At 65.7% G+C, this 12763-nt stretch carries 8 protein-coding genes and 3 rRNA genes; 2 read left to right on the plus strand and 9 right to left on the minus strand.

The window, feature by feature from the left end; all coding sequences use genetic code 11:
• Positions 1–114: 114 nt before the first annotated feature.
• The 9 genes from rrf to ACSUPR_RS10120 form a co-directional block, all read right to left on the minus strand.
• A 5S ribosomal RNA gene (gene rrf, locus ACSUPR_RS10080) occupies positions 115–230 on the minus strand.
• Between the two features lie 102 nt (positions 231–332).
• Positions 333–3425, minus strand: a 23S ribosomal RNA gene (locus ACSUPR_RS10085).
• A 365-nt stretch (positions 3426–3790) separates the two neighbouring features.
• A 16S ribosomal RNA gene (locus ACSUPR_RS10090) occupies positions 3791–5322 on the minus strand.
• Together the 16S, 23S and 5S rRNA genes form the textbook arrangement of a ribosomal RNA operon.
• 831 nt (positions 5323–6153) lie before the next feature.
• Positions 6154–6759 (minus strand): RdgB/HAM1 family non-canonical purine NTP pyrophosphatase, encoded by a 606-nt coding sequence (rdgB, locus tag ACSUPR_RS10095; protein ID WP_436891947.1) that lies wholly within the window; start codon positions 6757–6759, stop codon positions 6154–6156.
• Between the two features lie 50 nt (positions 6760–6809).
• The gene (gene rph / locus ACSUPR_RS10100) at positions 6810–7487 is read right to left on the minus strand and encodes a ribonuclease PH (RefSeq protein ID WP_436890887.1); all 678 of its coding nucleotides are present in this window, start codon (positions 7485–7487) and stop codon (positions 6810–6812) included.
• A 136-nt stretch (positions 7488–7623) separates the two neighbouring features.
• The gene (locus ACSUPR_RS10105; RefSeq protein WP_436890888.1) at positions 7624–8376 is read right to left on the minus strand and encodes an MBL fold metallo-hydrolase; all 753 of its coding nucleotides are present in this window, start codon (positions 8374–8376) and stop codon (positions 7624–7626) included.
• A 388-nt stretch (positions 8377–8764) separates the two neighbouring features.
• Positions 8765–9712, minus strand: a complete 948-nt coding sequence (locus ACSUPR_RS10110) for a PLP-dependent cysteine synthase family protein (protein WP_436890889.1) — start codon at positions 9710–9712, stop codon at positions 8765–8767.
• Positions 9713–9721: 9 nt separating this feature from the next.
• Complete coding sequence (locus ACSUPR_RS10115) at positions 9722–10000, minus strand: MoaD/ThiS family protein (protein ID WP_436890890.1); 279 nt, start codon at positions 9998–10000, stop codon at positions 9722–9724.
• Positions 10001–10099: 99 nt separating this feature from the next.
• A complete protein-coding gene (locus ACSUPR_RS10120) occupies positions 10100–10522 on the minus strand; it encodes a Mov34/MPN/PAD-1 family protein (protein WP_436890891.1) in 423 nt (140 codons plus the stop codon).
• 132 nt (positions 10523–10654) lie between these two features.
• Here ACSUPR_RS10120 and ACSUPR_RS10125 point away from each other — a divergent pair, with 132 nt between their 5' ends.
• Together ACSUPR_RS10125 and ACSUPR_RS10130 are read left to right on the plus strand one after the other, a co-directional pair.
• Complete coding sequence (locus tag ACSUPR_RS10125) at positions 10655–11956, plus strand: nicotinate phosphoribosyltransferase (protein WP_436890892.1); 1302 nt, start codon at positions 10655–10657, stop codon at positions 11954–11956.
• A gap of 31 nt (positions 11957–11987) precedes the next feature.
• Entirely contained in the window at positions 11988–12560 is a 573-nt protein-coding gene (locus ACSUPR_RS10130) for an isochorismatase family protein (protein ID WP_436890893.1), read from the plus strand.
• Positions 12561–12763: the final 203 nt, after the last annotated feature.

Below are 12763 nucleotides of genomic sequence, written 5' to 3' on the forward strand. Positions count from 1 at the left end.
ACCACCCACCCAAAACAAAAAAAGGGGGGCCGCCCCAAAAGACGACCCCCCACAACACACCCCACAAACAGGGAAAGCCCCCTCAACCGAGGGGGCTCTCAACCCGACAAAAAACCGTGGCAGCAACCTACTCTCCCACCCCACCACAGGGCAGTACCATCAGCGCAAGGAGACTTAACGACCGGGTTCGGAATGTAACCGGGTGTGACCCTCCCACCATAACCACCACGGAAACCAACACCCACACCCCGAAACCCCAACAAAGAGCCCCGAAGCCGGGAAACATTTCCACCAGCTATGTGAAACGTATGCGCGAGCACCCAATTATCTGCAGCGGACAAGCCCTCGGCCTATTAGTACCGGTCAGCTCCACCCCTCACAAGGCTTCCACACCCGGCCTATCAACCCCATCGTCTATAGGGAGCCTTACCCTCTCAAAGGAGGCAGGAGACCTCATCTCGAAGCAAGCTTCCCGCTTAGATGCTTTCAGCGGTTATCCCTCCCGAACGTAGCCAACCAGCCATGCCCTTGGCAGGACAACTGGCACACCAGAGGTTCGTCCGTCCCGGTCCTCTCGTACTAGGGACAGCCCTTCTCAAGTCTCCAACGCGCACAGCGGATAGGGACCGAACTGTCTCACGACGTTCTAAACCCAGCTCGCGTGCCGCTTTAATGGGCGAACAGCCCAACCCTTGGGACCAACTCCAGCCCCAGGATGCGACGAGCCGACATCGAGGTGCCAAACCATCCCGTCGATATGGACTCTTGGGGAAGATCAGCCTGTTATCCCCGGGGTACCTTTTAGCCGTTGAGCGACACCGCTTCCACACGCCGGTGCCGGATCACTAGTCCCAGCTTTCGCTCCTGCTCGACACGTCCGTCTCACAGTCAAGCTCCCTTGTGCACTTACACTCAACACCTGATTACCAACCAGGCTGAGGGAACCTTTGGGCGCCTCCGTTACTCTTTGGGAGGCAACCGCCCCAGTTAAACTACCCACCAGACACTGTCCCCGAACCGGATCACGGCCCAAGGTTAGATGCCCGAAACAGTCAGAGTGGTATTTCACCAACGCCTCCACCACCACTAGCGTGATAGCTTCACCGGCTCCCACCTATCCTACACAAACCATCCCAAACACCAATGTCAAGCTATAGTGAAGGTCCCGGGGTCTTTCCGTCCTGCTGCGCGAAACGAGCATCTTTACTCGTAGTGCAATTTCACCGGGCCCATGGTTGAGACAGTGGGGAAGTCGTTACGCCATTCGTGCAGGTCGGAACTTACCCGACAAGGAATTTCGCTACCTTAGGATGGTTATAGTTACCACCGCCGTTTACTGGCGCTTAGATTCCCAGCTTCACAGGGGCGAACCCCCATTGACCGGTCCTCTTAACGTTCCAGCACCGGGCAGGCGTCAGTCCGTATACAGCGTCTTACGACTTCGCACGGACCTGTGTTTTTAATAAACAGTCGCTTCCCCCCGCTATCTGCGACCCCACCCAGCTCCAGCCGCGAAGGCCTTCACCAGACAGGGCTCCCCTTCTCCCAAAGTTACGGGGACAATTTGCCGAGTTCCTTAACCATGGTTCACCCGAACGCCTCGGTATTCTCTACCTGACCACCTGCGTCGGTTTAGGGTACTGGCCGCTCACGAACTCGCTAGAGGCTTTTCTCGACAGCATGGGATCACTCACTTCGCCTAAAACGGCTCCGCATCACGTCTCAGCCTTCACGGGAGGCGGATTTACCAACCCCCCAGCCTACACGCTTACCCCCGGACAACCACCGCCGGGTAGAGCTACCCTCCTGCGTCACCCCATCACTTACCTACTACAAGCTCGGATCCCAGACCGGTAAAGCAACCAGTCCCGAAGGACCGGAAACCCACCAGCGTGGTTAGCATCACCTGATTCGATACTGGGCGCTCGTGCACGGGTACGGGAATATCAACCCGTTATCCATCGACTACGCCTGTCGGCCTCGCCTTAGGTCCAGACTCACCCTGGGCGGATTAACCTGCCCCAGGAACCCTTAGTCAATCGGCGGCAACGTTTCTCACGTTGCTTTCGCTACTCATGCCTGCATTCTCACTCGCACGCCCTCCACCACACGATCACTCGGCGGCTTCACCGAACGCACGACGCTCCCCTACCAACCCGGCAAAAACCGGGCTCCACAGCTTCGGCGGTGTGCTTAAGCCCCGCTACATTATCGGCGCAGAACCACTTGACCAGTGAGCTATTACGCACTCTTTAAAGGATGGCTGCTTCTAAGCCAACCTCCTGGTTGTCTCAGCAACTCCACAACCTTTCCCACTTAGCACACGCTTAGGGGCCTTAGCTGATGATCTGGGCTGTTTCCCTCTCGACTACGAAGCTTATCCCCCGCAGTCTCACTGCCACGCTTCACTTAACCGGCATTCGGAGTTTGTCTGACGTCAGTAACCTTGTCGGGCCCATCAGCCAAACAGTAGCTCTACCTCCGGCAAGAAACACGCAACGCTGCACCTAAATGCATTTCGGGGAGAACCAGCTATCACGGAGTTTGATTGGCCTTTCACCCCTACCCACACCTCATCCCCCAGGTTTTCAACCCTGGTGGGTTCGGGCCTCCACGAGGTCTTACCCCCGCTTCACCCTGGACATGGGTAGATCACTCCGCTTCGGGTCCACAGCATGCGACTCAAACGCCCTATTCAGACTCGGTTTCCCTACGGCTACCCCACCCGGGTTAACCTCGCCACACACCATGACTCGCAGGCTCATTCTTCAAAAGGCACGCCATCACCAGACACAAGATCCAGCTCTGACGGCTTGACAGCACACGGTTTCAGGTACTATTTCACGACCCCTCACCGGGGCACTTTTCACCTTTCCCTCACGGTACTAGTGCACTATCGGTCACCAGGACGTATTTTGGCTTAGCAGGTGGTCCTGCCAGATTCACACGGAATTCCTCGGGCTCCGCGCTACTCGGGGACAGCGTCAACGCTCAGATTCTTCCTTCACCTACGGGACTCTCACCCACTCCGGTACCGCTTCCCAACGGATTCAGCTAGAAGAACCATCAACGCTCCGGGCCGGCAGACCCGAAAAGACACGCCCCACAACCCCGCACACGCAACGACTGCCGTCTATCACACGCGCACGGTTTAGCCTCTTCCCCGTTCGCTCACCACTACTAGGAGAATCACTGTTGTTTACTCTTCCTACGGGTACTGAGATGTTTCACTTCCCCGCGTCACCACCAACCGCCCTATACATTCAGGCGGCGGCAACCCGATACAACTCGGGCTAGGTTTCCCCATTCGGACACCCACGGATCAAAGCTCGGTTGACAGCTCCCCGTGGCCTATCGCGGCCTCCCACGTCCTTCATCGGCGCCTGGTGCCAAGGCATCCACCGTATGCCACTATCACTTGGCCACTACAGATAACAAGATGCTCGCGCACACTATTCACAAATCAAAACACCAACCGCATACCCTGCTACCACTCACCCACCCGGACAACCGAGAACCCCCACCCCCGCACACAGCGGAGACAAGGGAACCAGGCCCACAGGCTTCTGAGAGTTCTCAGAGGCGGTCCGCGGGAACCAACCACAAGGGTTGCTTCCTCAGACACCCAACAACGCGCCCTCCAAGGCTTCTAGGACCCTTGGAGGTGAAGTCCGACCAATCCATTACAACCAATCCCACCGGAACACCACAGATCAACCATGGGTTCAGCAGGTCCACTTTCGAGTCCGGCCAACCATAGGAAAAGTGTTGGCCTGAAAAGACTCCTTAGAAAGGAGGTGATCCAGCCGCACCTTCCGGTACGGCTACCTTGTTACGACTTCGTCCCAATCGCCAGCCCCACCTTCACTCACTCCCTCCCCGAAGGGTTAGGCCACAAGTTTCGGGTGTTGCCGACTTTCATGACGTGACGGGCGGTGTGTACAAGGCCCGGGAACGTATTCACCGCGGCGTTGCTGATCCGCGATTACTAGCGACTCCACCTTCATGGGGTCGAGTTGCAGACCCCAATCCGAACTGAGACCGGCTTTTAGGGATTCGCTCCACCTCACGGTATCGCACGCCCATTGTACCGGCCATTGTAGCATGTTTGCAGCCCAAGACATAAGGGGCATGATGACTTGACGTCGTCCCCACCTTCCTCCGAGTTGACCCCGGCAGTCTCCCATGAGTCCCCACCATTACGTGCTGGCAACATGGAACAAGGGTTGCGCTCGTTGCGGGACTTAACCCAACATCTCACGACACGAGCTGACGACAGCCATGCACCACCTGTCACCCGCCAACTAAATGACCCCACATCTCTGCAGGTCCACGGGTGATGTCAAACCTTGGTAAGGTTCTTCGCGTTGCGTCGAATTAAGCAACATGCTCCGCCGCTTGTGCGGGCCCCCGTCAATTCCTTTGAGTTTTAGCCTTGCGGCCGTACTCCCCAGGCGGGGCGCTTAATGCGTTAGCTACGGCGCGGAAACCGTGGAAAGTCCCCACACCTAGCGCCCAACGTTTACGGCATGGACTACCAGGGTATCTAATCCTGTTCGCTCCCCATGCTTTCGCTCCTCAGCGTCAGGTAAGGCCCAGAGACCCGCCTTCGCCACCGGTGTTCCTCCTGATATCTGCGCATTTCACCGCTACACCAGGAATTCCAGTCTCCCCTACCTACCTCTAGCATGCCCGTATCCACTGCAGAACCGGGGTTAAGCCCCGGTCTTTCACAGCAGACGCGACACGCCGCCTACGAGCTCTTTACGCCCAATAATTCCGGACAACGCTCGGACCCTACGTATTACCGCGGCTGCTGGCACGTAGTTAGCCGGTCCTTATTCCCCACCTACCGTCAACCCCGCGAGAACGCGGAGCCTGCGTGAGTGGTAAAAGAGGTTTACAACCCGAAGGCCGTCATCCCCCACGCGGCGTCGCTGCGTCAGGCTTTCGCCCATTGCGCAATATTCCCCACTGCTGCCTCCCGCAGGAGTCTGGGCCGTGTCTCAGTCCCAGTGTGGCCGGTCGCCCTCTCAGGCCGGCTACCCGTAATCGCCTTGGTAGGCCGTTACCCCACCAACAAGCTGATAGGCCGCGAGCCCATCCCCGACCGAAAAACTTTCCACCCTCGACCATGCGGAAGAGGGTCGTATCCGGTATTAGACGGCGTTTCCACCGCTTATCCCGGAGTCAGGGGCAGGTTGCTCACGTGTTACTCACCCGTTCGCCGCTCGTGTACCCCGAAGGGCCTTACCGCTCGACTTGCATGTGTTAAGCACGCCGCCAGCGTTCGTCCTGAGCCAGGATCAAACTCTCCATAAAGGTCTTGCACCGCCACCCCGAAAGGGGTGCGGAAACCTAGAAGAAAATCCTGACCGAACCGTCTGGCTCAATGTCCTTCTGGTCCAATCAAAGGAACCTCGCACACTCCGATCTCACTGATCGTCGTGTGACGGGGCCAAAACAAACTTGGCTGTAAAAATCGAACACGCGCTGTTGAGTTCTCAAGAAGCAACCGCTCTTCCCGTACAAGCCCCAGGATGTGTTCCCGGTCGCTCTTCCGTGGAAGGCGTCTGCGTTTCCGCTTTGTTGTGTCCTCACTTTATCAGTGTTTCCGTGTCCCGCCAAACCGGCGTTTTCTCGGAATCAACCGACCAGGAGTGAAGAATTCCTGTTCTCTTCTTCGCCGTTCCCGTTTCCGGTGCGGCCCTCCGACCTTACCGCCTCCGGGCGCATGCCCGTGACGCTCTGGCCGTAGTCGAAGAAAGAAGGGTTGTCGCGAGTGCGCGGTCCGGGGCCGAACACGCCCTCAGGGCGCTCGCCGTCCCGCAGCGACTCGTTCGAGTGTAGGCAACAGTCCTGTGGACGTCAAATCGCCTGTTCGGCGGGGTGGGATCCCCTGCCCGCAGGCGGTCGCCGCGGGTTCCGGACCCCCCACACCGGGGATCCTCTTCGGCCGCGGCCGTTTCGTCGTACGAGGGTGGATCTGCCCCCGCACATCGACCCCAAACCTGCTCCGGGTGATTTTTCGGGCGACGGCCCCACAGCCCGCCGCCCACCGTCCATCACCCCGCCCCGCCACCGCTCCGACGCCGAGGGGGCGGCCCGGTGCGGGCCGCCCCCTCGGTACACCTCGGTACGCCGGTACCGGGCTCAGACCATCGCGGCGATCTCCGCCGCCAGCTTCCGGAAGGCGATCCCCCGGTGGCTGATGGCGTTCTTCTCCTCCGGGGTCAGCTCCGCCGTGGTGCGCCGGTCCCCCTCCGGGACGAAGACCGGGTCGTAGCCGAACCCGTTCTCCCCCCGGGGCTCCGCGATCACCCGGCCGCGCACCTCCCCCTCCGCGACCACCTCGGTGCCGTCGGGCAGCACCAGGGCCGCCGCGCACACGAACGATCCTCCGCGGCGCTCCGGCGGCGTGTCCGCCAGCTGGTCCAGGACCAGCTGCAGGTTGGCCCGGTCCTGGTCCTGCGCGCCGAAGCGGCCGGCCCACCGGGCCGACAGCACGCCCGGCATTCCCCGCAGCTCGTCGACGCTCAGCCCCGAGTCGTCGGCGACCGCGGGCAGCCCGGTGTGGGCGGCGATGGCGCGGGCCTTGAGCAGGGCGTTGCCGACGAACGTCGGCTCGGTCTCGGGCACCTCCGGGGCGTCCGGGAAGGCCTCCAGGGACAGCACCTGGGCGGTCACCCCGGCGTCCGCGAGGATGGCGCGCAGCTCGGGCACCTTCTTGGCGTTGCGGGTGGCCAGCACGATCTTCACGTTTCCCCCTTCTCCGGCGACGCCGCCGATCCGGGTGCCGTTGAGCACGGTCACTCCGCCAGGGCCTTCTTCTGGTGGACGGTCAGCTCCTCGCAGCCGGCGACCGCCAGGTCGAGCAGCTTGTCGAGCAGCTCGCGGTCGAACGCCGCGCCCTCGGCGGTGCCCTGCACCTCGATGAACCTGCCGTCGCCGGTGACGACGACGTTCATGTCGGTGTCGGCGACGGAGTCCTCCAGGTAGTTGAGGTCCAGCCGGGGCTGGCCCTGGACGACGCCGACGCTCACCGCCGCCAGCGAGCCGGTGAGCGGGTTGTTCTTGAGGTTGCGGCGCTTGCGCAGCCACTTCATCGCGTCGGCGAGGGCCACGTAGGCGCCGGTGATGGCGGCGGTGCGGGTGCCGCCGTCGGCCTGGAGCACGTCGCAGTCCAGGGTGATCGTGTGCTCCCCCATCGCCTTGAAGTCGACGACCGCCCGCAGGGAGCGGCCGATGAGGCGGGAGATCTCGTGGGTGCGGCCGCCGATCTTGCCGCGCACGGACTCGCGGGCGCCGCGGGTGTCGGTGGCGCGGGGCAGCATCGCGTATTCGGCGGTGACCCACCCCTCGCCGGTGCCCCGGCGCCAGCGCGGGACACCGTCCTCGACGGTGGCGGCGCAGAGCACTCGGGTGTCCCCGAACTCGATGAGCGCGGAGCCTTCCGCCTGGCGCAGCCAGTTGCGGGTGATCGTCACGGGGCGGAGTTGGGTCGGAACTCGTCCGTCAGGTCGGGCCATGGTCAAGAGCGTATACGTGCGCGGTCCCGCCGGGGGCGGGAGCCGCGAAGGCGTGTGCGGATGGGATCCACACCACTGCCGCGGGTCCGCCGGCTCAGCCGCCGATGGTGTGGACCCGCCCGCTGCGCGCCAGGTCGATGGGGCCGTCGTAGGTGGACCGGGCCTCGGCCAGGGTGACGGCGTCGTCGTTCCACGGCACCAGGTGGGTGAGCAGCAGGCTGCGCGCCCGGGCGCGGCCGGCGTGCTCGCCCGCCTCGCTGCCGGTGAGGTGCATGTCCTTGGGGTGGTCGAGGTGGTCCTGGAAGGCGGCCTCGCACAGGAACAGGTCCGTGTCGGCGGCCAGGTCCACGAGGGAGTCGCAGGCGCCGGTGTCGCCGGAGTAGGCCATGCTCGCCCCGCCGTGCTCCAGGCGGATGCCGAAGGCCTCCACCGGGTGGTTGACGTGGTCCACGCGGACGGAGAACGGGCCGATGTCGAGGGCGCCCGGGGTGAGTTCGTGGAAGTCGAAGACCTCGGTCATGCCGGGGTCGGGCTCCAGGCCGTAGGCCTCGGCGACGCGCTCGGCGACCCCGCTCGGGCCGTAGACGGGGATCCTGGGTTTGGCGCCCTGGGGGTGGAACATGCGGGCGACCCAGTAGGAGCACAGGTCGAAGCAGTGGTCGGCGTGCAGGTGGCTGAGGTAGACGGCGTCGACGGAGTAGATGTCGATGTGCCGCTGGAGCGCGCCCAGAGCGCCGTTGCCCATGTCGAGGAGCAGGCGGAAGCCGTCGGCCTCGACCAGGTAACAGGAGGCGGGGCTGTCCGGCCCCGGGAAGCTCCCGGAGGACCCGATAATCGTGAGTCGCACGTCGTCGTCGCCTTCTCGAAGGGCCGCGCAACTCCGTGGCACCCCCTCGACCGTGTGCGCGGAGTACGGATGGCGGCTGGTTCAGCGGTTGTCCCGTTGTTACGGGTCTACCCCAATGCCCGCCCGGGTGGTACAAAATGTGTCCTGCATCTCACGCGACCTCGATCACGTGTGAATTTTTCACACCATATGACACGTTCCGGGTGATTCGTTCCGGGCGTATTACGGTCCGCTCCCGGCCTGGTGGGGGCATGCGCGGGAGTGGTCCGCGCGCCTCCGGGCGGCGGCCCCGCCGGCCCCGAACACCGGCGGCCCCGAACACCGAGGGGCGGCATCCCGCGACCGGGATGCCGCCCCGTGGTCCGGCCCGGCGGCCGGGCCCGGTGGTTCAGGCCCAGAGCTGGCCGTCGAGGCGCTCCTCCGCCTCCTCCAGGGTGCCCTCGTAGGCGCCGGTGGAGAGGTACTTCCACCCGGCGTCCGCGATGACGAACGCGATGTCGGCGCGCTCCCCGGCCTGTTCGGCCTTGCGGGCCACGCCCAGCGCGGCGTGCAGCGCCCCGCCGGTGGAGACCCCGGCGAAGATGCCCTCCTTGTCCAGGAGTTCCCGGGTCCGCCTGAGGGCGGCGTCGGAGGGCACGGAGAACCGCGTGGTCAGCACCGACTCGTCGTACAGCTCCGGCACGAACCCCTCGTCGAGGTTGCGCAGGCCGTACACCAGCTCGCCGTAGCGCGGCTCGGCCGCGACGATCCGCACGTCGGGCTTGTGCTCGCGCAGGTAGCGGCCCGCGCCCATGAGCGTTCCGGTGGTGCCCAGGCCCGCCACGAAGTGGGTGATCTCCGGCAGGTCCGCGAGGATCTCGGGACCCGTCGTCTCGTAGTGGGCCCGGGCGTTGGCCGGGTTGCCGTACTGGTAGAGCATCACCCAGTCGGGGTGTTCCGCGGCCATCTCCTTGGCGACGCGGACCGCCTCGTTGGAGCCGCCGGCCGCGTCGGAGAAGTGGACCTCGGCGCCCCACATGGCGAGGAGCTGCTTGCGTTCGGCCGAGGTGTTCTCCGGCATCACGCAGACCATGCGGTAGCCGCGCAGCTTGGCCACCATCGCCAGGGAGATGCCGGTGTTCCCCGACGTCGGCTCCAGGATGGTGCAGCCGGGGGAGAGCAGCCCGTCCTTCTCCGCCTGTTCGATCATGAAGAACGCGGTTCGGTCCTTGATGGACCCGGTCGGGTTGCGGTCCTCCAGCTTCGCCCACAGCCGGACGTCCGCCGAGGGCGAGAGCCGGGGCAGGCCGACGAGCGGCGTGCCGCCGAGGGAGTCGAGCAGGGAGTCGTAACGCATGGGACGGGCCTAGCGGCTTCCGCCGGCCACGGCGGGCAGGACGGTGACGCTGTCGCCGTCGGAGAGCTTCGCCTCCAGGCCGCCGGCGAAGCGCACGTCCTCGTCGTTGAGGTACACGTTGATGAAGCGGCGCAGCTTGCCGTCCTCCACCAGGCGCGCGCCGATGCCCGGGTAGCGGCTGTCCAGGTCGGCGAACAGCTCGCCCAGGGTGTCGCCGCTGCCCTCGACGACCTTGGCGTCGCCGGTCAGGTTGCGCAGGATGGTGGGGATGCGGACCTCGATGGCCATAGGTGTGTCTTCCCGTGAACGTGGTTGGTGTGCGTACATTCCCAACAGGGGCGTTCCCGCGGCCATTCCGCGGGCCCCGTCGGGGGCGGGTGCCCGGCGCTACCGGTCGGCCGGGGCGCCGGTGACCTCGACCGGCTCCTCGGTGACCTCGCCGTCCAGGATGCGGTAGGAGCGGAACTCCACGGTCTCGGGGTCCCTGGTGGACACGAGCACGTAGTGGGCACCGGGTTCGGAGGCGTAGGAGATGTCGGTGCGCGAGGGGTAGGCCTCGGTGGCCGTGTGGGAGTGGTAGATCACGACGGGTTCCTCGTCGCGGTCGTCCATCTCCCGCCAGACCTTCAGCTGTTCGAGGGAGTCGAACCGGTAGAAGGTCGGGGACCGCTCGGCGTTGATCATCTCGACGAACCGCTCGGGACGGTCGGAGCCCACCGGGCCGGCCACGATGCCGCAGGCCTCGTCCGGGTGGTCGCGGCGGGCGTGGGCGACGATCTGGTCGTAGATCGAGCGATCAATCCTCAGCATGCGTCCCAGGGTATCGGAACAAATTTCCCTACCAACCGAATGGGTATTGTTAATGTCGTCCGAGGTCGCTCCGGTGCTGCACGGGGCAGGTCGGCGTCCGGCCGCGGGACCCCACGGATTAGGCTCGTGCGCATGAACGAGCATGGCGGCAGTGCGCTGCTGACCGACCACTACGAGCTGACGATGCTCCAGGCCGCCCTGCACAGCGGGGCCGCCGCCCGGCCGTCGGTATTCGAGATGTTCGCCCGGCGGCTGCCCGAGGGGCGCCGCTACGGCGTCGTGGCGGGGACCGGGCGGTTCCTGGAACTGCTGGAGCGGTTCCGCTTCCGCACCGAGGAACTGGACTTCCTGTCCGACCACGGTGTGGTGGACGACACGACGCTGCGGTGGCTGTCGGAGTACCGGTTCTCGGGGAACGTGTGGGGCTACGGCGAGGGCGAGGCCTACTTCCCCGGCTCCCCCATCCTGGTCGTGGAGGGCACGTTCGCCGAGGCGGTGATCCTGGAGACCCTCGCCCTGTCGGTCTACAACCACGACAGCGCCATCGCGTCCGCTGCGAGCCGGATGGTGGTGGCGGCGGGCGATCGGCCGCTCATCGAGATGGGTTCGCGCCGCACCCACGAGGCGGCGGCCGTGTCGGCCGCGCGCGCCGCGTACGTGGCCGGGTTCGCCACCTCCTCCAACCTGGAGGCGGGGCGCTCGTACGGGGTGCCCACCGGCGGCACCGCGGCGCACGCCTTCACCCTGCTGCACGACAGCGAGCGGCACGCCTTCACGGCACAGCTGGACTCGCTGGGCAAGCAGACGACCCTGCTGGTGGACACCTACGACGTGGAGCGGGCCGTCCGTACCGCGGTCGAGCTGGCCGGACCGGAGCTGGGCGCGGTGCGCATCGACTCCGGCGACCTGGCGGCCACGGCGGGCCGGGTACGGGAGCAGCTGGACTCGCTCGGCGCCCGGGACACCCGGATCGTGGTGACCGGCGACCTGGACGAGCTCTCCATCCAGGCCCTGGCCGTGGCTCCCGTGGACGGGTACGGGGTGGGTACGTCCCTGGTGACCGGTTCGGGCGCGCCGACGGTGTCGCTGGTGTACAAGCTGGTGGCGCGGGCGCGCGGGACGGAGGCGGGCCTGCCCCTGGAGCCGGTGGCCAAGCGGTCGGTGGGCAAGCCCAGCCGGGGCGGCCGCAAGTGGTCGGTGCGCCGGCTGGACGACAAGGGGATCGCGGTCGCCGAGGAGGTGTTCCCGTACGAGCCGCAGGAGGCGGTGGGGACCCGGCCGCTGCTGCGCCCGCTGGTGACGGACGGCGAGGTGGTGGGCCGCGAGAGCGTGCACGAGGCCCGCGAGCGGCACCGCGCGGTGGTCGCCGAGCTGCCCGAGCAGGCACTGCGGATGTCGCGGGGCGAGGCCGCCCTGCCGACCGTGTTCCATTGACCGACGGGTTCCAGGAGAAAGGGGTGGCGGCATGACCAGGGCGCTCATCGTGGTGGACGTGCAGAACGACTTCTGTGAGGGCGGCAGCCTGGCGGTGGCCGGGGGTGCCGCGACGGCGGCCGCCGTCACCGGGCACGCCCGCTCGGGCGGGTACGACCACGTGGTCGCGACCCGCGACTACCACATCGATCCGGGACCGCACTTCTCGGAGGAGCCGGACTTCGTGGACAGCTGGCCGCGGCACTGCGAGGTGGGCACGCCGGGGGTGGAGTTCCATCCGGACTTCGACGCCTCGCTGGCCGAGGAGGTCTTCAGCAAGGGCCGGTACACGGCCGCCTACAGCGGTTTCGAGGGGACGGCCGGGGACGGCGGGACGACGCTGGCGGACTGGCTGCGCGAGCGCGGCGTGGACGAGGTGGACGTGGTGGGCATCGCCACCGACCACTGCGTCCGGGCGACCGCGCTGGACGCCGTGCGGGAGGGGCTGCGGACGCGGGTGCTGCTCGACCTGACGGCGGGGGTGGCGCGGCCGACCGTGGACGCGGCGCTGGCGCAGCTGGACGAGGCGGGCGTGGCCCTGGAGGGCGAGCCCCGGGTCGGCTGACCGCGAACGTGCGGGGGGAGGGCGGGGCCGTGCGGCCCCGCCCTCCGCCGTTTCAGAGGCGGGCGAGCAGGGTGCGCGGGATCTCCCCGGGCCGGGCCCACGGCAACGGGCCGCCCTCCCCTCCACCAGGTGGCGGCCGGCGCCGGGGATGCGGCGGGCGGGCAGGTCGGCGCGGTCCGGCGGGTGGAAGGTGTCCGCTGCGC

The sequence above is a fragment of the Nocardiopsis dassonvillei genome, assembly GCF_964273065.1.
Lineage (GTDB): Bacteria > Actinomycetota > Actinomycetes > Streptosporangiales > Streptosporangiaceae > Nocardiopsis > Nocardiopsis dassonvillei_B.

Coding starts and splice junctions, on each gene's coding strand:
- ACSUPR_RS10110 (WP_436890889.1), bottom strand. CDS start 9,712: ATGCGTTACGACTCCCTGCTCGACTCCCTCGGCGGCACGCCGCTCGTC.
- ACSUPR_RS10115 (WP_436890890.1), bottom strand. CDS start 10,000: ATGGCCATCGAGGTCCGCATCCCCACCATCCTGCGCAACCTGACCGGC.
- ACSUPR_RS10120 (WP_436890891.1), bottom strand. CDS start 10,522: ATGCTGAGGATTGATCGCTCGATCTACGACCAGATCGTCGCCCACGCC.
- ACSUPR_RS10125 (WP_436890892.1), top strand. CDS start 10,655: ATGAACGAGCATGGCGGCAGTGCGCTGCTGACCGACCACTACGAGCTG.
- ACSUPR_RS10130 (WP_436890893.1), top strand. CDS start 11,988: ATGACCAGGGCGCTCATCGTGGTGGACGTGCAGAACGACTTCTGTGAG.